At 47.8% G+C, this 22262-nt stretch carries 20 protein-coding genes; 13 read left to right on the top strand and 7 right to left on the bottom strand.

What is annotated here, in order from left to right; all coding sequences use genetic code 11:
* The first annotated feature begins 155 nt into the window (after positions 1–155).
* From F0P94_RS15635 to F0P94_RS15605, 8 genes are all read left to right on the top strand, one after another.
* Positions 156–1823 carry an OstA-like protein gene (locus F0P94_RS15635; protein WP_150904851.1) on the top strand — a complete coding sequence of 556 codons (1668 nt, stop codon included), beginning with the start codon at positions 156–158 and terminating at the stop codon, positions 1821–1823.
* A 67-nt stretch (positions 1824–1890) separates the two neighbouring features.
* Positions 1891–2712 (top strand): outer membrane protein assembly factor BamD, encoded by an 822-nt coding sequence (locus F0P94_RS15630; protein ID WP_150904850.1) that lies wholly within the window; start codon positions 1891–1893, stop codon positions 2710–2712.
* Positions 2713–2767: 55 nt separating this feature from the next.
* The gene (locus F0P94_RS15625; protein ID WP_150904849.1) at positions 2768–3094 is read left to right on the top strand and encodes a DNA-directed RNA polymerase subunit omega; all 327 of its coding nucleotides are present in this window, start codon (positions 2768–2770) and stop codon (positions 3092–3094) included.
* A gap of 7 nt (positions 3095–3101) precedes the next feature.
* Positions 3102–3659: a flavoprotein gene (locus F0P94_RS19990; protein ID WP_191907065.1), complete on the top strand. Its 558-nt coding sequence runs from the start codon at positions 3102–3104 to the stop codon at positions 3657–3659.
* Positions 3652–4302, top strand: coding sequence for a bifunctional phosphopantothenoylcysteine decarboxylase/phosphopantothenate--cysteine ligase CoaBC (gene coaBC / locus F0P94_RS19985; protein ID WP_191907064.1), 651 nt, complete (start codon positions 3652–3654; stop codon positions 4300–4302). The genes F0P94_RS19990 and coaBC overlap by 8 nt, the downstream gene beginning before the upstream one ends.
* Positions 4295–5200: a type IX secretion system protein PorD gene (gene porD / locus F0P94_RS15615; protein ID WP_150904848.1), complete on the top strand. Its 906-nt coding sequence runs from the start codon at positions 4295–4297 to the stop codon at positions 5198–5200. The genes coaBC and porD overlap by 8 nt, the downstream gene beginning before the upstream one ends.
* A gap of 375 nt (positions 5201–5575) precedes the next feature.
* Positions 5576–7228, top strand: coding sequence for a DNA repair protein RecN (gene recN, locus F0P94_RS15610; RefSeq protein WP_150904847.1), 1653 nt, complete (start codon positions 5576–5578; stop codon positions 7226–7228).
* Between the two features lie 238 nt (positions 7229–7466).
* Entirely contained in the window at positions 7467–8303 is an 837-nt protein-coding gene (locus F0P94_RS15605) for an enoyl-ACP reductase FabI (RefSeq protein WP_150904846.1), read from the top strand.
* A gap of 474 nt (positions 8304–8777) precedes the next feature.
* On the opposite strand, the gene F0P94_RS15600 is transcribed toward F0P94_RS15605, so the two are convergent.
* Complete coding sequence (locus F0P94_RS15600) at positions 8778–9149, bottom strand: cupin domain-containing protein (RefSeq protein WP_150904845.1); 372 nt, start codon at positions 9147–9149, stop codon at positions 8778–8780.
* A gap of 31 nt (positions 9150–9180) precedes the next feature.
* Entirely contained in the window at positions 9181–9435 is a 255-nt protein-coding gene (locus F0P94_RS15595) for a Kazal-type serine protease inhibitor family protein (RefSeq protein ID WP_150904844.1), read from the bottom strand.
* A gap of 365 nt (positions 9436–9800) precedes the next feature.
* Here F0P94_RS15595 and F0P94_RS15590 point away from each other — a divergent pair, with 365 nt between their 5' ends.
* Positions 9801–10328, top strand: coding sequence for a YtxH domain-containing protein (locus F0P94_RS15590; RefSeq protein ID WP_150904843.1), 528 nt, complete (start codon positions 9801–9803; stop codon positions 10326–10328).
* Between the two features lie 264 nt (positions 10329–10592).
* Positions 10593–11006, top strand: coding sequence for a YtxH domain-containing protein (locus F0P94_RS15585; protein WP_150904842.1), 414 nt, complete (start codon positions 10593–10595; stop codon positions 11004–11006).
* Between the two features lie 262 nt (positions 11007–11268).
* On the opposite strand, the gene lysS is transcribed toward F0P94_RS15585, so the two are convergent.
* Entirely contained in the window at positions 11269–12792 is a 1524-nt protein-coding gene (lysS, locus tag F0P94_RS15580) for a lysine--tRNA ligase (RefSeq protein WP_150904841.1), read from the bottom strand.
* 200 nt (positions 12793–12992) lie between these two features.
* On the opposite strand from lysS, the gene F0P94_RS15575 reads away from it, so the two are divergent.
* A complete protein-coding gene (locus tag F0P94_RS15575) occupies positions 12993–13460 on the top strand; it encodes a hypothetical protein (protein ID WP_150904840.1) in 468 nt (155 codons plus the stop codon).
* A gap of 206 nt (positions 13461–13666) precedes the next feature.
* Here the strand turns inward: F0P94_RS15575 and F0P94_RS15570 are convergent, their stop codons facing one another.
* Positions 13667–14701: a hypothetical protein gene (locus F0P94_RS15570; protein ID WP_150904839.1), complete on the bottom strand. Its 1035-nt coding sequence runs from the start codon at positions 14699–14701 to the stop codon at positions 13667–13669.
* A 295-nt stretch (positions 14702–14996) separates the two neighbouring features.
* Between F0P94_RS15570 and F0P94_RS15565 the strand changes: the two genes are divergently transcribed.
* On the top strand, positions 14997–16154 hold the full coding sequence (locus tag F0P94_RS15565; RefSeq protein WP_150904838.1) for a trans-sulfuration enzyme family protein: 1158 nt from the start codon (positions 14997–14999) through the stop codon (positions 16152–16154).
* Positions 16155–16237: 83 nt separating this feature from the next.
* Entirely contained in the window at positions 16238–17437 is a 1200-nt protein-coding gene (lhgO, locus tag F0P94_RS15560; protein WP_150904837.1) for an L-2-hydroxyglutarate oxidase, read from the top strand.
* Positions 17438–17547: 110 nt separating this feature from the next.
* Here lhgO and F0P94_RS15555 read toward each other — a convergent pair whose 3' ends face one another.
* The 3 genes from F0P94_RS15555 to F0P94_RS15545 form a co-directional block, all read right to left on the bottom strand.
* Positions 17548–19677 carry a carboxy terminal-processing peptidase gene (locus F0P94_RS15555; RefSeq protein WP_150904836.1) on the bottom strand — a complete coding sequence of 710 codons (2130 nt, stop codon included), beginning with the start codon at positions 19675–19677 and terminating at the stop codon, positions 17548–17550.
* 589 nt (positions 19678–20266) lie between these two features.
* Complete coding sequence (locus F0P94_RS15550) at positions 20267–20803, bottom strand: hypothetical protein (protein WP_150904835.1); 537 nt, start codon at positions 20801–20803, stop codon at positions 20267–20269.
* 251 nt (positions 20804–21054) lie between these two features.
* Entirely contained in the window at positions 21055–22242 is a 1188-nt protein-coding gene (locus F0P94_RS15545; protein WP_150904834.1) for a proline dehydrogenase family protein, read from the bottom strand.
* Positions 22243–22262: the final 20 nt, after the last annotated feature.

The following is a 22262-nucleotide window of genomic DNA, read 5'->3' as shown; positions in this document are numbered from 1 at the left end:
GGAAAGAAAGCCGTTAAAGAACCGGTTGGCCTTTTTTCGGTTAAAATCATAGCATTTCCGGTTATTTCGATGGAAACGCTACCGTTTTCTGCCTGAAAAGTAGCGTTTCGGCTTGCCGGCTTTTTTGCTAATTTTGCTCCTTTATTAAGGTTTAAATGAAAATCACGAAAGTACTGCTTTTTCTCTTGTTTCTGGTAATGGGTTTTGCAGCCATGGCCCAACAGACGCCGCAGGCCCAGAAGGTGGAGCTGGTACGCGCCGATGCCCTGGAAGGCGGCATTTTTAACGGGCAGGAGATCCGGAAGCTTTTGGGAAACGTGATCTTTAAACAGGAAGACACTTATTTATATTGCGATTCCGCTTACCAGTATGCCGGCCGGAATTCCATGGAAGCCTTCGGGAATGTGCGCATTACGCAGGGCGATTCGGTGACGGCAACTTCCAATACCGCTTTTTACGACGGCGATGCCCGCAAAGCCAAGCTACGCGGCAACGTAGTAATGCAAGACCCGCGCATGACCTTAACCACCCCGAACCTCGATTACGACCTGGCCCGCAAAACGGCAACTTACCGCGAAGGCGGCACCATTATAGATGGTACCAACAACCTTGTCAGCCAGAACGGCGATTACAATACTACCACCAAAATGTTCCACTTCACCCAGAACGTGGTGCTTACTTCGCCCGATTATCTGATTACCACCAACGACCTGCTTTACCACACCGTTACCAAAATCGCTTACTTCAACGGGCCCACTACCATCACCGGGAAAGACGGGAAGATCTACGCCGAAAAAGGCACTTACAATACCATTACCAAGGTTTCGAATTTCGAACGCAACGCTAAAATTGAAACGGAACGCTACCTGCTTGGCGGCGACCGGCTGTTTTACAACCAGATCACCAAATACGGGCAGGCCGATGGCAACGTAAGCATGACTTCGAAGCAGGACAACGTGGTGATTACCGGTCAGCAGGCTAAATACTGGCAGAATACCGGCCGCGCCGAAGTTACCGGCAGCCCGGTTATGCAGAACATCATGGAAAACGATACGCTCTTTATGGCGGCCGATATTTTCATCTCCATCGAATCGAAAGATACCGCCGTGGCCAGCTTGATCTACGCCTACCATGATGTGCGCATTTTCAAAACCGACCTGCAGGGCAAGTGCGATTCGCTGACTTACAACCAGAAAGATTCGGTTATTCATTTATATACCCGGCCCATTTTATGGTCGGACCAGAACCAGCTAACGGCCGAGCGCATGGAGCTGCATTTGCGCAACAAGCAGCTGCACACCATGTACATGTACACCAATGCTTTTTCCGTTTCGGAAGATACCCTTCGGAATTATAATCAGGTAAAAGGCCGCGACATGACGGCATTTTTCCGGGACAGCAAAATAAAGCGGGTAAACGTGAACGGCAACGGTGAAAGCATTTACTATGCCCTGGAAGGCGATTCGGTGGTAACGGGCATGAACCGGGCCATTTGCTCGGACATGATCATTCTGCTGGCCGACAATAAACTGCAGAGCATTTCCTTCATCGATAAGCCCGAAGCCCGCTTTATTCCGCCGCACGAGCTTAAACCCGAAGATACCCGACTGGAAGGCTACCAATGGCTTATTGCCGAAAAACCGACCCGCGAAATGGTGCTGGGGCCAAGGCTGCCGAAAAAAGTGGTAACCAAAGCGCCGGCTAAAAAAACGAACACCAAAGCAACTGGCAAACAAGCGCGCCAGCAAAAACGGCAGGCTAAAAAAGCGGCTAAAGCAAACCAGAAAGCCGGTCAAAAGGCTGCCTCACCAAAAAAGCCTTAACAATACAAACCACCGGTTAGCGTTTACCTTGGGAAATCCAAAAGAAATTCGCTATTTTTGCGCCCTCATGAACAAACGATTTTTATATATACTTCTTTTTTGGGGTGCAGCCATCGGCTTTTCCGCCTGCTCCGATTTTCAGAAGATCCTGAAAAGCGATAACGTGGATAAAAAGTACGAAGCCGCGCTGAAATACTACGACAAAAAAGATTATTACAAGGCCGGAATGTTGCTGGAAGAGCTTATTCCCCTGCTGAAAGGCCGCCCGGAATCGGAAAAAGCCCAGTTCCTTTTTGCCAATTCCCACTACTACCAGCGCGATTACGTGCTGAGTTCCTATTATTTCCGCAATTTTTACGATACCTACCCGCGTAGCGAATTCGCCGAAGAGGCCATGTTCATGCACGCCAAATCCCTTTACCGCGATTCTCCCTCTTTCGAGCTCGACCAGACCAGCACGTTTACGGCCATCGAAGCCATTCAGGAATACCTGAACCGCTACCCGCAAACCACGCATAAAGACGAAGCCAACGAAATGTACGACGATCTTTCTGCCAAGCTGGAAGTAAAGGCCTTCGAAAGCGCCCGGCTTTACCACCAGTTGCGCCGCTACCAGTCGGCGGTAGTAGCTTTAACCAATTTCACGAACAGTTACCCGGCCTCGGCTTACAGCGAAGAAGCTTCTTTTTTAAGAATTGAGGCCCAGTACAACTACGCGAAGGAAAGTGTTCAGGAAAAGCAACGCGACCGGTACTACGAAGTAATTGGTTTTTATCAGGCTTTTGTAGATAAGTATCCGCAGAGCAAATATTTACGTACTGCCGAAGGCTATTATACCGCCGCGCAAAACCAGCTGGAAAAACTCCGCGTGAGCGCTTCCAAAGAATAATTTAAAAGCCTGAAAAGGCCCATCTCTTAACCCAAGAATTTAAAACGATATATATATGGCAACTGTACCTGCATCAATAGTTACCCGCAACATGGCCGATTTCGCCAAAGAAACCGGCAACGTTTACGAATCCATCGCTATCATTTCTAAAAGAGCTAACCAGATCTCGGTTAAACTGAAAGAAGAGCTGAATTCGAAACTGGCGGAGTTTGCAACTACCGTAGATAACCTGGAAGAAGTGTTCGAGAACCGCGAGCAGATCGAGATCTCCAAATACTACGAGCGCCTTCCGAAGCCAACCAACCTGGCCGTAGAAGAGTTTGTTGAAGGCAAAGTGTTCTTCCGGATGCCGGACGAAGAGGAAGAAACTTCTTCTTTATAAAAACGCTATGCTTCGGCATAAAAAAGTCTTATTAGGCGTAACAGGAAGCATTGCGGCTTACAAAGCGGCACACCTGGTGCGTTTACTCGTAAAAGAAGAAGCAGAAGTGCAGGTTATCCTGACCACTTCTGCTTCTTCTTTTATTACGCCGCTTACGCTTTCCACGCTTTCCAAAAAGCCGGTGTTAACCGAATTCGTAAAGAACGAATCCGGCGAATGGCATAATCACGTGGCATTAGGTTTATGGGCCGATGTGATGGTGATTGCGCCGGCTTCGGCCAACACCATTGCCAAAATGGCCAACGGCTATTGCGATAATTTACTTTTGGCCTGTTACTTATCGGCGCGCTGCCCGGTTTACGTAGCCCCGGCCATGGACCTGGATATGTACCAGCACCCGGCAGTAACGGCTAATTTTGAAAAAATTAAAAGCTACGGAAACAGCATTATTGAAGCCAGTTTTGGCGAGCTGGCCAGTGGCCTGGTAGGGCAGGGGCGTATGGCCGAACCGGAAGAAATTGTAGAAGTGCTGCATCAACATTTTACGGACCTGCACATTGCTTAACGGAAAAAAAGTACTCCTTACCGCCGGGCCAACTTACGAACCTATCGATCCGGTGCGCTTTATCGGGAATCACAGCACCGGCAAAATGGGTTTTGCCCTGGCCGAATGTTTTGCCCGGGAAGGCGCCGAAGTAACCTTGGTTTCCGGACCGGTAAACCTGAAAGCCACTCATCCGGGAATTAAAACGGTTTCGGTAACCACCGCCGACCAAATGTTTGCTGAAGTGCAGAAATATGCCGCCGAGGCTGATATCTGGGTTTTTGCCGCAGCCGTGGCCGATTACAAACCAAAACAAGCCGCCGATCTTAAAATAAAAAAAGACACCGATTCGTTTAGTATTGAGTTGGTGAAAAACGTAGACATTGCCGCTACGCTGGGCAAACAAAAACGCCCGGACCAGTTTGCCGTAGGTTTTGCCTTGGAAACGAATAACGAACTGGCGCACGCGCAGCAAAAACTTCAGAAGAAAAACCTGAACATGGTTATTCTGAATTCGCTGCAGGATGCCGGCGCCGGCTTTAAACACGACACCAACAAGATCACTATCGTGGAGCCCGACAAAATCACTAACTTTGAGTTGAAGGCCAAAACGGAAGTGGCGGAGGACATTGTCCGGAAGATTAAAGAAAGAATTTATGCGTAAGGTTTTATTATCGGTTTTCTTTTTTCTGTTGCTGGCTTTTACTTGCCGGGCTCAGGAACTGAATTGCGAAGTAACCATTAATACTGAGCAGTTGCAGCAAACCGCCGACAAGCGGTTGTTTACCGATATGCGCAACCAGATCTTCAACTACATGAACAATACCCGTTGGACCAACGACGTGTATAAACTGGAAGAACGCATCAACTGCAAGCTTTTCATAACTATTACCAGCATGCCCGAAATCGGCAGTTACCGCGCCAACGTGCAGGTAATTTCCAGCCGGCCGGTTTACGGCACCAGCTACGAAACCATCGTACTTTCCAACATCGACAAAGACTGGGCTTTTGAATTTACCAACGCCCAGCCGCTGCAGTACTCCGAAAACTCCTTTACCTCTAACCTGGCTTCGCTTCTGTCTTTTTATGCTTACCTGATCATCGGAATGGACATGGATACGTTTGCAGAAAAAGGTGGCTCCCGCGCTTACGACCGTGCCGTGGATGTAATGAACAACGTAGTTGCCCAAGGCCAGAATAATCCCGGTTGGAAAGCCTTTGAAGGCACCCGCAACCGCTACTGGCTCGTAACCAACCTGCAGGATCCGCAATTGGAACCGGTTCGTTCCGCGCTGTACACCTACCACCGGACAGGTATGGACGTTTTCGCCACCAAACCCGAAGACACGCGCGTAAATATTCTGAATGCCTTACGGGGAATACAACAGGTATCACGATTAAAGCCCGGCACAGCCATCGTCCGTAATTTCTTCGAGGCGAAATCCGGAGAACTGGTGAACGTTTTGCGGGGCGCCGCGCCAGCCGATAAACAGGCAGCCTTTTTGTTGCTTTCCGAAATCGACCCAACCAATACCACCACGTACAGCGGGATTCTGAAGTAGCAATTTTTATTCCGTAGAGACGCAATGGTTTGCGTCTTTCCTGGTATTGCTACACATAATTACGTCTTGTTTCAAGCTTGTAGCTGGATTACCAATATAGTACTGCTGTAGCTGCCCTGAATGGAGACGTAATATATTACGTCTCTACAGATCTGGATTACGAAAATTCCTCCATCTTCAAATTTCCAAATCTTCAAATTCAAAAATCGGCAGAAAACCAGCTCCGGAAAATTCTCGGGTAACCGCATAATTCACCGCACTTTAAACGAATTTTCTGCCGTATCTTTGTGTATTAAAATATCCGGCATTGCTTGTTTACAACCCGGCCGGATACTTACTAAACAGGGCTTTCGCTCTGAAACGCTTCGCTGATACATGCTTGTAGACCTTAAAATACAGAACTACGCTTTAATAGAGCAGCTGGAAATGCAGCCTTCGCCCTTGCTGAACGTGATTACCGGCGAAACCGGCGCAGGTAAATCCATCATGCTCGGCGCGATTGGGCTTCTGCTGGGCAACCGCGCCGATTCCAAACTGCTTTTCAATACCGAACAGAAATGCGTGATCGAAGGCGTATTCGATATTGCAGAATATAATCTGCAACCGGTTTTCACGGCCGAAGACATCGATTACGATCCGAACTGCATTCTACGCCGTGAAATTACCCCTACCGGAAAGTCCCGCGCTTTTATAAACGATACCCCGGTAACGCTGGAAAGTCTTCGCAAGATTGGCACTTTCCTGATGGACATCCATTCGCAGCACGATACTTTGCAATTAGGCGATTCGGCTTACCAGTTGAATATTCTGGACCTGTACGCCGGCAATCAGCAGGTACTGGAACGGTATCAGGGAACCTATAAAAGCTACAAGAAGCTCGAATCCGCTTTCCGGAAACTGGAAAACGAACTGGCGCAATCGAACAAAGAGCTGGATTACCATACTTTCCTGCTGAACGAACTGGTAGAAGCCAAACTGCAGGACGGCGAACAGGAAGAACTGGAAGCAGAACTAAAGCAACTGGAGCACGCTGAAGAGATCAAGCTGAAACTTTCGCAGGCGCTGCAATATTTGTCGGAAGGCGAAATGAACGTGGTAATGGCCATGAAAGACGCTTCGCACTTACTTGGTCAGGTAGCAGCTTATGCCGATAGCTACGAAGAGCTAAAGAAACGGCTCGACAGCGCCCTGATCGAACTGAACGATATTGCCGCCGAAGTGGAAACGGCCGAACGCCGCACCGAAGCCGATCCGCAACGCTTGGAAATTATTCAGGACCGGCTGAATGTGCTTTACACCTTGCAGCGCAAGCACCAGGTGCGGACTGTGGCCGAATTGCTGTTGCTGCAGGAAGAACTGGAAGGCAAGGTTTCCGGCGTACACAACCTGGATGCGGCCATTGCCCAGACCAAAAAGGACATGGAAGCAGCCTTTGCCGAAGTGCAGACTACCGGTAAAACCCTATCCGAAAGCCGCAAAAAAGTATTCCCGAAATTCGAAGCCGAGCTGCATACCTTACTTTCCGAACTCGGAATGCCGAATGCCAGAATTGTGATCGAGCACCAAACCGTAACCCCCGGCCCGACCGGCCTCGACTTGGTTTCCATTCTGTTCAGCGCGAACAAAGGCGCTCAACCGCAAACCTTAAGCAAAGCTGCTTCGGGCGGAGAATTCTCCCGGTTAATGCTTTGCGTAAAATATCTTTTAGCGGATAAAACGGCCTTGCCAACCATCGTATTCGACGAAATCGATACCGGTATTTCCGGCGAAATTGCGGTGAAAGTAGGTAAAATGATGCAGCAGATGGCCAAAAAACACCAGCTGATCGCTATTTCCCACCTGCCGCAAATGGCCGCCCAGGGCAACGAGCATTACTTCGTTTACAAACAGGACCGCGCCGACCGCACCGTTTCTAATATCCGGAAATTAACCGAAGAAGAACGCGTAAAAGAAATTGCCCAGATGATTGCCGGTGCCAACCCAAGCTCCAATGCTTACCAAAGCGCGAAGGAATTGCTGGCTTTGTAAGGAAGTAGATTCGATTATTCGAAGTTCGTATTTTCGATTTTAAAACCTCACAGGTCTCTGAGACCTGTGAGGTTTTTTGTTACGGTGCTTTTTAAGGTCAAATTCATATCGTTTTCCATAGCTTGGTTTAAATTTCCGGATTCAGATTTTCAGCTTTCATAGGAATTGACAATATTGCATGATTATTTTCTGCGTTGGCAAACGCGGATACCGAACAACGAATAACGAAAGACGAAAAATGGCTTATAACCTGCTAAAAGGAAAAAGAGGAATAATTTTCGGGGCGCTGGATGAAAAATCGATTGCCTGGAAAGTGGCGCTGAAAGCAAAAGAAGAAGGAGCGGAATTTGTGCTCACCAACGCGCCGCTGGCGATGCGTATGGGCGCGATCAATAAACTGGCCGAGGAATGCAACGCGCAGATCATTCCGGCCGATGCTACTTCGGTGGAAGATCTGGAAAACCTGTTCAAGCAGGCTACCGAAATTCTGGGCGGCAAGATCGACTTTGTACTGCACTCCATTGGCATGAGCCCGAACATCCGCAAAGGCAAAGATTACGGCGACCTGAATTACGAGTGGTTCCAGAAAACCCTGGACATTTCCGCTTTATCTTTCCATAAAGTAATGCACGTAGCCGAAAAGCAGGATGCAATGAGTGAATGGGGTTCTATTGTAGCTCTTACTTACATTGCTGCCCAGCGCGTATTCCCGGATTATACCGATATGTCGCAGGCCAAAGCCGTGCTGGAAAGCATTGCCCGCAATTACGGTTACCGTTTCGCCAAACTGAAAAACGTACGCGTAAACACCATTTCGCAGTCGCCAACCATGACTACCGCCGGCACCGGCGTAGGTGGTTTCGATGCTTTCTTCGACTATGCCGACAAAATGAGCCCGCTGGGCAACGCAACCGCCGAAGATTGCGCAAACTACACCATCATGATGTTCTCCGACCTGACCCGCAAAGTAACCATGCAGAACTTAATGCACGACGGCGGTTTTTCCAGCATGGGTATTTCCGAAGATGTAGTGAATATGATCTACCAGAACCAGAAACAGGAAGCAAACAGTTAATTTGCTGCTGAAATATTTTAAACAAAAAGCCTCTGGAGCAATTCAGAGGCTTTTTGTTTTTCAGGCTATTTGTAGAAAATTGGTGGCTGAATTTTAAAATGCAGTCATCCTAAGTGCAGAAAATTTGGATTAATATTTTTGAAAGTTACTATGCATCAAAAGTTCGTTTCCAGTACTGGTGCCGACTGGTAAGTGTCATCCTGAGCACAGCGAAGGACCTTGTCGGAATTTAGTAGTATGCCCTCTACCGGGAGCCAACGAGTTCCTTCGCTGTGCTCAGGGTGACGCAATATTTTTTGCAGTTTCTAATTACGTCATGGGTAGCGATAGCGAAGAACCTCGTCGGCCTAAAGTAGCAAAGCTTATTGAAGAAAAAGGACCGGCACAGCATTCAAGGAAAAAGCCGTTTCTTATATCTTTTTTGCTAGAAGAAATTACCACATCAACACATTTGCACATTAAACAATTAGCACATTAACCTTCTTCCCGGTGCACGGTATTGATATCGAAAGCCGGTACGCAGAAGGAAACATATTCGCAGGGCTCTTCAAAAGGGTTGGAATAACGGACCCGGGCGCCGCCTTTTATTAAGATGGATTGCCCCGGTTGCAGATCAATGGTTTCCCCGTCTACTTCAATGCGTTTTTTGCCGCGCAGCACCAGCGTTACTTCATCGAATTCCGGTTTCTGGTGTGGCTCGCTCCAGTCCGGCGGCGCGATCATGTGCGCAATGCTGTACTCCCTGGTGCGGGTGGTAGCCAGGCCAAAATGCTCGTTAATTACTTTGCCGTCGGTGGTGGGTACCCGGAAAGGTTTGTCCTGAATAAAATAGTTTTTCTCGGCCATAATAGGGTAGGGTTTTCAGGTTAAAAAGGAATTACTGGCACTCGCCTTTGGTAAAGGAGGTAACCCCGGCATTGGAAGCCTTGCAGGAATTGCCGTAGGTTTTACCGTCGCAGCCGCAAACCGGGTCGTACACTTCAATGCAAACGCCATCGGGGTTTATTTTGGCAGGATCGATGCAGGATTTTTCCTGGCTTACCGGAGTTTCTTTTTTTGTTTCTTTTGGGGTTTTGCAGGAGACCAGGGAAATGGCCAGAACAATAGCCGGGAGTAAGAGTAAGCTTTTCATAAAGGAATTTTTTTTCAGCTCAAATATACTGTTTATACTATAGTTATGCCGGTTCGTTTTCAGGTTGAGGCCTTGCGGCTAAAATATTAAGATGGTTTGCAAAATAGTGAACTAAAATGTAACCATCCCGTATAGCATTTCACGTTTAAAAACAGCCGGGTAAATCAACCTGAGTAGTTTGAATTCCCTTTTTAAAGCCGAAATTATCCGGAAGGCATTGTAAAAGTTCATCTGATTCTATTCAATAAAGGAATTAAGAAAGATGAATGCCGGCTCCGGTTAATACATTTAATGACTCTAGAACGAATTTTGAACTTGCTCCGGATCCGGGCAAATCTTTGTATAAACCTAACCTAATTTAAACTATGAACACCGGAAAAAACAATACAGGCGCCAAGCGGGTACATTTAGAACACAATGCTACAACGGCATCTACCGTAAGCGGGCAATACGGAACCGGCAAAGCCCTGAGAAAAAAGAAAAAAACCAAATCCCACGCTAATGGCCAGGGCAACAATAAAGTCTGGATCGCGGCTCTGGCCGGTGCCAGTGCCGGCGTAATTGCCGGGCTTTTAATGGCTCCGGAAAGCGGCAAAGATACCATCGACGGCTTAAGAAGAAGCGCGATGCGTTTAGGCGACCAGCTGGATAATACCTTCCGGGTGGCGATGGATAAGCTGGAAGACATGGGCCTGACCCGCGCCGGCGACAGCCTGCAGGTGCAAGGGCACTGGGATACCGTTAAAGGCAAAATGAAATCTCAATACGGCGACCTTACCGACCAGGACCTGACCTATGTGGAAGGCAAGGAAGATGAGCTCCTGGGTAACCTGGGTATTAAACTGGGTAAATCGAAGCGGGAACTGGTCCGCTGGATAAACGGACTGGTTTAAGCGAACCAATTTTAAAGAAGCAGGCTCCTTCGCAAAATTGGCTGCGGGGGAGCTTGTTTTTATATTAGCATTTTACTATATTTAAGAGGACTTAAAGATTGGCTTGCGGCAAAAAGGGAGCCTCAGAATTGCTTTTTTTTACATATTAATAAAACTTAATATTTGAATAAACGTTAAGCAGGGTACCGGGCTACCTTATTCAGCTACAAACGTTTAGGATTCCGGTTAACAACCATAACCAATTTACTATAAATTTATAATACTATGAGAGACAATAGCGGAAAAATCATCTTAGCCCTATTAGCCGGTGCCAGTGCCGGAGTTATCGCCGGTTTATTAATGGCGCCAGACAGCGGCACCGCTACCCGCGACACCCTGAAAAAATCTGCTTCCAAATTAGGTAAAGATTTAGAGAAAAAACTGCAGGATGCCATGTCGAAAATGGAAGGCATGAATGCCGGAGCTTTAATTGACAGCGCTTCTTCTATGCTGGGCATGAACAAAGGCGATGGCCAAGGTAGCACTGGTTCTACTACTGGTGGTGCAGGAAACCGTTCTGGATCTACTTCCGGCGGTGCTTCTACAACTGGTGGCGGTTCTACAACTGCCGGAACCGGTAGCGGCATGGGCGGCAATGCCGGCGGTGCAGGCTCTGCAGGTGGTGGTGCAACAAGCTAATTTGGCGCTACGCGTTAATTTTCTGTAACTTAGGCCGAAGTGCGCCCGTATAAATACCTATATCGGTTAACTGATTAAAGGAGACTGATATGTGGGTATTAAATCGAAAAACCAACTGAAGTACAAGTTTCAGCTGAAATAAGTAGAATGAGGGAGGTTGTTTAAAACCTAGTCTTCGGTTTCCTTATAGAAATTAATTAATCGGTATAAAAAAGGCCTTTTCCGGAAAGAAAAGGCCTTTTTGCATTAAGAACAGTATCGTTTATTCCGGTTTTTCCGGCTTCATTTGCGGGAAGAACAGCACATCCTGAATGGAGTTGGAGTTCGTCATGATCATGGAAAGGCGGTCGATGCCAATACCTAAGCCGGCAGTTGGCGGCATACCGTATTCCAGCGCCCGTAAAAAGTCTTCATCCAGTACCATTGCTTCGGTATCGCCGCGTTTGCCGAGCTCCAGCTGCTCTTCGAAACGGGCGCGCTGATCGATCGGATCGTTCAGCTCGGAGAAAGCGTTGCAAATCTCTTTTCCGTTGCAGATCGCTTCGAAGCGCTCAACTAAACCTGGTTTATCGCGGTGCTTTTTCGCCAGCGGGCTCATTTCAACCGGATAATCGGTAATAAAGGTTGGCTGGATCAGGTGCGGTTCGCAGAATTCACCGAAAATCTCATCGATAATCTTGCCACGGCCGATGTTCGGATCAAGGTGCAGGTCCAGTTTTTTAGCGGTTTCGCGCATCTGGGCTTCGTCCATTTCCGAAATATCGATCTTGGTGAAGTGCTCGATGGCCTCGTACATGGTAAAGCGTTTCCAAGGGCGGGCAAAGTTGATGATGTTTTCGCCTACTTTTACTTCGGTGGTTCCATGCAGGTCCATAGCAATTTTCTCTACCATTTCCTCTACCAGATCCATCATCCAGTAATAATCTTTATAAGCCACGTAAAGCTCTACCTGGGTGAATTCCGGGTTGTGGAAACGGCTCATGCCTTCGTTGCGGAAATCTTTGGAGAACTCGTACACGCCATCGAAACCGCCCACGATCAAACGCTTCAGGTAAAGTTCGTTCGCAATACGCAAATACAACGTCATGTCCAGCGTATTGTGGTGCGTTTTGAACGGACGCGCTGCTGCGCCGCCGTATAAAGGCTGCAGGATCGGCGTTTCCACTTCCAGGTAACCGCGGTTGTTCAGGTATTCACGCATAGAATTAGTAAGCTGGGTCCGCTTAATGAAGGCTTCCTTTACGTGCGGGTTTACTACCAGATCCACATAACGCTGACGGTAACGCAATTCCGGATCGGAGAAGGCATCGTACACGTGCTCTACGCCGTTCTCATCTACTTCGCGCTTTACAATCGGCAGCGGCTTCAGGCTTTTGGTTAGAATAACCAGCTCTTTCACGTGAACCGAAATTTCGCCAACCTGGGTGGTAAAAGCGTAACCTTTAATGCCGATAAAGTCGCCAATATCGAGCATCTTTTTAAACACGGTATTGTAGAGTTCCTTGTTGTCGCCGGGCGCAATATCGTCGCGGGAAACGTAGATCTGGATGCGGCCGCTGCTGTCCATGAGTTCAGCAAAAGAAGCCTTGCCCATAATGCGGCGGCTCATTAAACGGCCGGCCAGCGAAACTTCCTGGTAATTGTTCAGTTCCGGTTTATAATTCTCCTTTATTTCTTTGGCCAGGGCCGTAACTTCAAATAATTCAGAGGGGTAGGGGTTAATGCCCATTTCCATGAGGGCTTCCCGTTCGTGGCGGCGACGTAATTCCTGTTCGCTTAGCTGCATTTTTTAGTATTGGTTTCTTAGAAAAAATTCAATCTGCAAAAATGAGAAATTATTCGCGGATTCCGGCAATTTTTCTGGTACAACCATTCTGCTTTCAGTCCGTTATATGGACAAATCGCTATGTTTTTAGCGGGAAAGATCCGGAAGCAAATCTAAAACCGGATATTCCCGTTTATAGGCTTAAACTTAAAAAACGCGCTATGAAAAGTGAAATCACGTTAATTTTTGAAGAAAACGACGGTACCCTAAACTGGCTTTTTAATATAATTGCGTACGCCCACCATATTTCCGACGATAAAGTAAAAGGCATGCTGGAACCGATGATGAAGGAATTCCTGCACCCGGACAGCTACAAAAAACTGATAGAACTTTCCGACAAAAATATTCCGGAGGAAGAACTGATCACCGAACACCTGAATAAAGGCCTGATCCGTTTCAGTTCGCCGACTATTAAAGTGCGCGGGCAGAAAATTAAAGCCATGAGCTACATGATCGAGCAGGCCGGCGCCATGCAGAAAGCCGCCGAAGGCGAAGACGTTCCGGAAAGCATCATGACCTTGTTCAAAGGCCACCAGGGAATCCTGGACCGTATGAAAGAAGTGGTAACCAAAGCCATTGAAGATGCCGGCGCGAAAAACGTAAAAATCGAAAGTTTCAGCAGTATGTAGTTTAGTGATTAGTGAATAGTGATTAATGATTAGTTAATCTGCAAAGTCGCTTTGAAATTATTGAAACCTCACAGGTCTCCGAGACCTGTGAGGTTTTTGGGGTATAAGGTTTTTTCGGCCAAAACGCTACGGTTTTCAAACACAAAAGCACTGCCAATGCAGTGCTTTTTTTCTTAAGAACCGAACAACGACTAACGAACAACGAATTAAGCTGCCACGCCCAACTGTAACTCCTGCTCGTCGCCGAATAAAGGCTGAATTTTTTCCCGGAACCGGGCTTCCACGAAACTGTTTTTCAGATGCGGGGGTAATTCCTCCAGGAGCTGCTTGTATTTTTCCAGACCTAAAGCCTTGGCCACGTAACTTTCATGAACGCCGTTCAGGTAGCTTACAATGTTCAGCAACGATTTATGGAACAAGGTAAAGTCGATCTCAGCCTCCACAAAGCGCTCAATTTCGCGGTGCGTGGATGAAATCCGCAGGCGGCTCAGCAGGTCGAAGAAAGTCGTATAGCCCATGCGCCAGGTGATCTGCTGCCAGTGTTGCGCGTTCCAGCGGTTCAGGATATCGCCGGTTTTCGGGCTCCGGATGGCCGTATTCGGGTTGGCCTGGATCTGAGCCCGTAGCGCCATGGCCCGCTGTTTCCGGGTAGTGCGCAAAAACTGACCGATCTGGGCCTGGGCATCGATTTCTTTCTCCGCGATCTGTAAACCGGCTTTGTAAGCCGCCAAAGGCAAGCGGTGAATGTTGAAATCGTTGTAAGGCCCGGCGGCGTAAAAACCGATTGCTTTCGGATAAGCATTCCGCACCACTAACCGGCCAATTTCCCGCTGAATGACGTCGGCATTGTTGGTTTTAATGCCTAGCGTAAACAGAAACGCCTGAATGCCGGAGAAAACAGTATAATAGGCCTGGGGGAAAGTCCAGTAAAGGGCATGCCGTAAGTAAGCTTCATCGCCAAACTCTGCTGTAGACCTCAGCGCGTATTCGGTGCTCCAGCAGGTATGCAGCAAGCGGGTAATTTCAGCTACTTCCTCGGGGTTCAGATCGGCCTGATGGTTTTTTAGAAAGCTCAGGTGCTGTAAACCGGCGTCCGTAGCGCTGTGTTCCAGGTGATAATTGATAGCGAAAAAGTGGTTCAGAAAAACCTGGGCGGGAATAGATTTCCGCCAGTTCTCATCCTGCTTTTTTGCTTCCTCCGCAAACAGCGGAATTACATTTTCTTCCGTTAACTTTTTCATACTTTTAAACAAAATCACCCACCCTTTTAGTTGCAAAAATGCCGTTTTAAAGCTTGTAAATTGATATTACAAGTATCTGATAATAAGTTTATTGGTAATTGGTTGAAAACCATTTTTGAACTTTTTTACAGCCTGATTTCCGGAGAATAAAAGGGGAATTTTACGGCTTTTTTCAGGGCCGAAAACGCTACGTTTTTACCGGAAAAAGTGCGGAAGGAACACCGTTTAAAATATCGGAAAACCAGTAGCGGTAAATCGAGTTAAAGGAGTATCTGCAAACTCAAAACCTGCTGCCATGGACCTTTCCTACATCCTGAACGAACTGGGCGAAGACCGCGAACTTTATTTCAATTCCGTGGCTCCGCCCATTATCCAGACCAGCAACTTCAGCTGCAAAACGGTAGATGCCTTACGAAACGCCTTACAGCACGAAAGCGAAGTCGATTTTTATACCCGCGGCAACAACCCTACTACCGATCTATTGGAGAAGAAAGTAGCTGCTTTGGAAGGAACCGAACATGCCCTGGCGTTTGGTAGCGGTATTGCAGCCGTTTCGGCGGCCGTAATGAGCCAGATCAGCGCCGGCGACCATATTGTAACGGTAGCTAAACCTTACAGCTGGACCAACACCTTAATGAAGAAATACCTGCCGCGTTTCGGGGTGGAAGTTACGTTTGTGGATGGGAGGGATGCTGCCAACTACGAGAAAGCGATAAAACCGAATACCAAAGTTTTTTACCTCGAAAGCCCGAACTCCTTTACCTTCGAGCTGCAGGATATTGCCGCGGTCTGTGCCATTGCCAAAAGAAACAACATCGTGACCATTATCGATAATAGTTATGCCACGCCTTTGTTTCAGAGCCCCATTGCTTTAGGCGTAGATATTGTAGTACATGCGGCAACCAAATACATTAGCGGCCACTCCGATACCATGGGCGGCATTATTTGCAGCACCCACGAAACCATTACCAAAATTTTTGAGGCAGAATTCATGACTCTGGGCGGCATAATTTCCCCGTTCAATTCCTGGTTGCTGCTGCGCGGTTTACGTACGCTGCCGGTCCGCATGGAGCGCATTGCCGCCACTACCCGCCAAGTGGTAGATTACCTGGTAAATCACCCGAAGGTGCAGCGCGTATTTTTCCCCTTCCTGCCTACCGATCCGCAATACGAACTGGCCATGCGGCAAATGCGCAACAACTCCGGCCAGTTCACCATTCAGCTTAAAACCGAAAGCATTCAGGAAATTGACCTTTTCTGTGACAGCCTGCAACACTTTTTAATGGCAGCTTCCTGGGGCGGACACGAATCGTTGATCTATCCTACTGCGGCTTCCTACAATTCCGGAAACTATAAATCAGAGCTGCCGGTTAACCTGATCCGCTTTTACATTGGCCTCGAAGACCCGGAATACCTCATAAGCGATTTGGAGCAGGCTTTTTCGAAGATTTGAATGACAGGTTTGCCTGCCTGAAAAAATGCCGGAGAAATCCCTTCTGGTTTAGTACTTTTGAGGGTTAATCTGAATTCAGTTTCATGCAATACGATATACTTATTAAAGGCGGCGGCATTGTGGGGCTGGCTACTGCTTTGCGCCTGAAAGAACAGAAGCCGCAACTTACTATTGCCCTCCTCGAAAAAGAAAACGCCATTGCCAAACACCAGACCGGCAACAACTCGGGCGTAATTCATTCCGGAATTTATTACAAACCCGGCAGTTTAAAAGCCACCAATTGCATTAGCGGCTATCACCAGTTACTCGAGTTCTGCGACAAGCACGGCATTCAATACGACCTCTGCGGCAAAATAATTGTAGCCACTGATGCGGCCGAGCTGCCGGCTTTGGAGAATGTGTACCAGCGCGGAATTGCCAACGGCCTGAAAGGGCTTAAAAAGATAAACGAACGGGAAATAAAGGAATACGAACCGCATTGTTCCGGCATTGAGGGTATTGTGGTGCCCCAAACCGGCATTATCGATTACAAGGCAGTTTCGGCGAAGTACGCGGAATTATTCCAGCAGGCCGGCGGACAGATCTTCTTGGGCGAAAAAGTAGTGGATATCAAAAATACTCCAGGAAAGGGTTCCGAAGTAATTACTGAAAACAAAACTTATTCCGCAAAGCTCTTAGTTAACTGTGCCGGTTTGTTTTCCGACAAAATTGCCGCAATCAATCACAAAAACATCGATGTTCGCATTATTCCCTTCCGCGGCGAATATTATAAAATAAAGGAAGAGAAAAAATACCTGGTTAAAAACCTGATCTACCCGGTGCCTGACCCCAACTTCCCTTTCCTGGGCGTGCATTATACCCGCATGATAGACGGAGCCGTAGAAGCCGGTCCCAATGCGGTATTCGCCTTTAAACGGGAAGGTTACCACCGCACCGACTTTAAAATAGATGAATTCCTGGAGGCTATCAGCTGGCCGGGCTTCCGGAAAGTGGCATTCAAATACTGGAAAACGGGCCTTGGCGAATATTACCGTTCTTTCTCCAAAGCCGCCTTCACCCGTGCCCTGCAGAAACTGGTACCGGAAATTCAGGAGGATGACCTGGTTCCAGCCGGAGCCGGCGTGCGCGCCCAGGCCTGTGACCGCACCGGTGGGCTGATCGATGATTTCCTGATTCTGGAAGATGAATTCATTATTAATGTTTGCAATGCCCCGTCGCCGGCTGCTACCAGTTCCCTGGCCATTGGGCAAACCATTGCCGGCATGGTGATGAAACGCTATTAATTTCCCCTGAAAAGTAAACGTTACCTAAATCTCTAAAAAGTAAAAAACCCGGCAATTTTGCCGGGGTTTTTACTTTTAACGAAAATAGGTTTTAAGCTCTAATTTGCGAATTACTTAACCTGCCACTGGTCTTTAATAATATTGGTGGCTTCGGTCAGATAAATGTCCTTTTTCAGGTTTTTAATGAAGTTATTCGCAATGTTCTGCTTAGTGGTGTCAGCACCCAGTTTGTCCAGGTCTACTTTCAGCGACCGGATATCCATTGGCGTGCTGCCTTTTTCCAGTTCTTCGTAGCGTTTGGCATCTGCTTTCGAGCGTTTGTTTTCTGCCAAGAAGGTGCTCATTTTAAGCGAACGGCTGGTGTTTTCCGATTGCTTTTTCATTTTCTGGGCCAGCTCCGTAACCATTTTAAAGTTAGGATTGGCAGCCACCCTGGAAGCAGAATTCGATTTTAACTTGCCGATATTCGGCTGCTTCGGCCAGGGCTGGTAACGGGCCGGTTTAATTTCATCCCAAGGCAGCGGGTAATCCTGATCTTTTTCGCCCTGCTCCACGAAACTGTACAGATCCGGCAGCAGAATGTCCGGGGCCACACCGCGTAGCTGGGTAGCGCCGCCATTTACCCGGTAAAATTTCTGGGTTGTCAGTTTCAGGGAACCAAAAGGCTTCAGGGAGTTGAATTCGCTTGGCAATACGTTGTCGAGGTTAAATACCTGTTGCACGGTGCCTTTGCCAAAGGTGCTGGCGCTACCCACAATCACGCCGCGCTTATAATCCTGCACGGCTGCTGCCAGAATTTCCGAAGCCGAAGCACTGAACTGGTTTACCATAATTACCAACGGGCCGTTGAACTGCACCTGTGGGTCGCGGTCTTCCAGGATGGTTGGTTGCGCGCCGCTGGTTTCTACCTGCACCACCGGGCCTCTTTCAATAAACAGACCGGCCATGGTAACGGCATCCTGCAAAGAGCCGCCGCCATTGTTGCGTAAATCCAGGATCAGGCCCTGAATGTTTTGCTGCTTCAGTTTTTCAACTTCCTTCCGCACATCGTCAGCGCTGTTACGGCCGCCTTTGTTGTCGAAATCGGCGTAGAAACCCGGAAGTTTAATGTAACCAACCGGTTTTTCGGAATTAATTAAGGCAGATTGCGCATAGGTTTCCTCAATAATTACAATGTCGCGGATAATCGGGATAACTTTAATGGAACCGTCCGGTTTTTTTACCGTCAGGCGCACTTCGGTGCCTTTCTTGCCCCGCACCAGCGATACGGCATTGTCCAAGCGCATGCCTTCAATGCTAACCGGTTCTTCCTTGCCCTGGGCCACTTTCATGATCACGTCGCCGGCTTTCAGTTCTCCCTGGCGGTAAGAAGCAGATCCCGGCACAATTTCAGCCACTTTTATCTGGCCGTCGCGTTCGCTCAGCGTAGCGCCAATACCTTCCAGGCGGCCGGTCATCTGTATGTCGAAGTTCGCTTTGTCTTTTGGCGGGAAATATTCGGTATGCGGGTCGAAGGAGTTGGCAATGGCGTTTATGTAAGCCGAAACACTGTCTTCCCGGCTTATCTGGCTCATCCGGCGGAACATATCGTCATAGGTTTTCAGCACCTTTTTACGGGCTTCTGCTTCTAGGTCGGTGGTGCTTTTGGTTACCGTTTTATTGTCTTTTTTCTCGAGGGCTTTATCCTGCATATCGATCAGCTCGGCCATCTGCACCAAGGTCTGATATTTCAGGTATTTGCGCCAGGCTTCTTTCTGTGCGGCTTTGTCCTGGGGAAATTTCAGTTTTTCAGGGTCCAGCTCCGTAGATTCTTCCTGTTCCATGTCGAAAGGCTTGGCCAGAATTTCCTTGTACATGTCCTGGCCTTCTTTAGAACGCGCCGCAAAGATCTTCGTGCTGGCGTTCAGGAACTCGTATGAGCCATTCTGCACCTGTTCGTCTATCTGGTTCTGGTATTTCTGAAGCTGGTCGATATCCGACTGCAATAAGAATTTTTTGTTGAAATCGAGGCGCTTCAAATAAAGGTTATAAACCTTTTTGGAGAAAGCGTCGTCGAGTTTTTCCGGCTGGAAGTGCGCCGTATTCAGGCCCTGCATCAGTACCCGGAGGAGGATCTCATTTTTCCCCTGGGGCGAGTTTCCTTTATTTCTTTCCCCGGAATGGGAAGTATAGCAGGCAAAAAGCATTACCACCGCAAAAATGGCAGTAATGAAAATTGATTTCGATTTTATTTTAAGCATAATCGCTGTTAAAGTATGTTGCAAATATATACAAAAGTAATGCCTCTTTTTTATGGAGCTGCTTTTGTTACTTACGCAAAAGAACGGAATGCTACCGTTTGTTTTTGAACAATTTGCCGGCCGAAACCGGTTGTTGCGCAATTTTTAGACTAACAAAAGTTATCTGCAAAAAATGCTGTGCCTGCCGGAAATAAGTAAAGAGACCTGTGCATCCGGATATTGGAATCAAGACCTGAAATATATAATAAAATACAATTCACCGTATGAAACAAGTTGATTTCTTTTCAGGTTAAGCGGTTAATTTAATCCTGCCACCATAGCCGTCAAGCTAAGCTAAATTATTAGGTCATCCCGAACGAAGTTGAGGGAACTATCGCATACCGAACCCTAACGAAAGGCATTTTTTGCTACGCTCAAATGCCATAGCAGTAACCATTAGTTTCTTCGACAAGCTCAGAATGACCTCACTTTTCCTTAGCTTGACGGCTATGGTCCTGCCACTTAACACCAAAAATTCCTGGAAAATAAAAAAGCCCCGCTATATAAACGGGGCTTTTAAAACTACAATGAAAAAAAGAAAAGATTTATCTTAACGATAGATGTGTTCACCGTTGCTGTTGCGCCATTCGGTTTCGAAATAGCGGGCATCTTCTTCGTTGCGTGGGGTTACGCCCATTACAATGCCGCCTTCTTTTACACCGCTTTCGTATACTTTAGCGCGTTCTTCCGGAATACCGGAACCCACCAGGGCACCCAGCAAACCACCGGTTAACCCACCGGCTCCGGCGCCAGCCAGACCTGCTGCCAGCGGACCTGCCACTATCAGGCCTAAGCCCGGCAATGCTACCGAAGTACCCAAGGCTGCCAAAGCACCTACAATGGCACCTAACGTACCGCCAATGGCCGAACCGGCACCGGCGCCTTCCAGCGCTTTATTGCCAAGCTCTGTTTCGGTGGTTGTATTAGCGAAATGTCTTTTACGCGTATCGTCCGACATAATAATATTTACGTCGTCTTTGGTATAGCCGCGGGAGCTCAACGAGTTGTAAGCACGCTCAGCGCTGGTACGGTCTCTGAACATCCCGGTCATCATTCTGCCACGAGTATTATCTGTGGTATTTTCCATAGCGTATTAAGTTTTAAGTTTAAATGAATATTATTTTAGCGAAACGCAAAACCTGTAAGGCCCTGGTTCCGAGTATCATTAAACGACAGGTCAGGCAATTGGTTACGGAACGGTATAAAATTGGCAGAAAAAGTAAAAGCCGTTGCCGGATGTCTTAATATCCGGCAACGGCTTTCAGGGAATAGTTATTTTTAAGGTCAGAAACTGCTTTCTAAAAAACGGCAGTTACTGACTTGCAAGGGAGGCTGTTTTTAGTGTTTGCCGTTTTTCCGGCGTACCAATTCTTTCTTAATCAGGTTGAACTCGCGGGAGCTTTGGCCGGCAATGGCGGTGTTTTCGTTGGCACGGCGCAACAAATAAGGCATTACGGCTTCTACCGGGCCATAAGGCACGTACTTGGCTACGTTGTAACCGGCATGCGCCAGGTTGTACGATAAGTTATCGCTCATGCCTAAAAGCTGGGCAAAGTAAACCCGCTCATCATTCGGTTTAAGGTTGTGCTGCTTCATCAGTTCAATAAGGTATTGCGAACTGGCTTCGTTGTGCGTGCCGGCGCAAATGGCAATCCGGTTGATATGTTCCACGCAAAACTTCAGGGCTTCGTCATACAGATTATCGGAAGCTTCTTTGGTAGGGTTTATCGGGCTGGGAAGGCCTTTTTCGGCCGCGATCCGGCGTTCTTTTTCCATGTACGCGCCCCGAACCAGTTTTCCGCCCAGGTAATAACCGCCTTTCAGCGCATTTTCATAATCGCGCTTAATTACATCGAGGCGGTCGTGGCGGTAAAGCTGGTAGGTATTGTAAACAATGGCTTTCTGCTGGTTGTATTTAGCCATCATTTCGTAAGTCAGCTGGTCTATTGTTTCCTGGATCCAGCTTTCTTCGGCATCGATAAAGATCCGCACGTTCTTCTCAAAGGCCCGGCCACAGATCGCGTTTACGCGCTGGCGGCCCCGTTCAAAAGCGCTTTGCTCCTCAGCGGTTAAGGCTTTGCCATCCTGAACTTTTTCCAGCAAACCGGTATCGATTACCCCGGTAACTTTAAACACTGAAAAAGGAATGGCTTTGTTGCCGGCTGCTTTCTCGATGGTCGCAATTATTTCGTGCATGGTATGGTCGAAGCTTTTTTCATCGCCTTCGCCTTCCACCGAATAGTCGAGAATGGTACCGATATTAGATTCGGCCAGTTTGTTGATGGTAGGAGTGCACTCAGAAATGGTTTCGCCGCCACAGAACTGCTGAAAAATGGTAGGCTTTACCAGGAACTTCACCGGGAGGTGCAGTTTAAAAGCCGTTTCCAGCAACGGGCCGCCCGTTTTTACCAGGAAGTTGTTGTTCATGGTAGCGAAAAGCCAGTACATTTTCTGCAATTCGGTATTGGAACGGGAAGCAAAAGCTACGGCGGTATCGTCGAAGGAAACTTTTTGACTCGGATTCATTTAATCAGGTAATTTTGTAA

This window comes from Adhaeribacter soli (assembly GCF_008727925.1).
Lineage (GTDB): Bacteria > Bacteroidota > Bacteroidia > Cytophagales > Hymenobacteraceae > Adhaeribacter_A > Adhaeribacter_A soli.
The sequence above is the reverse complement of the archived record's forward strand: the minus strand, read 5'-3'. Positions and strand labels throughout refer to the sequence as shown.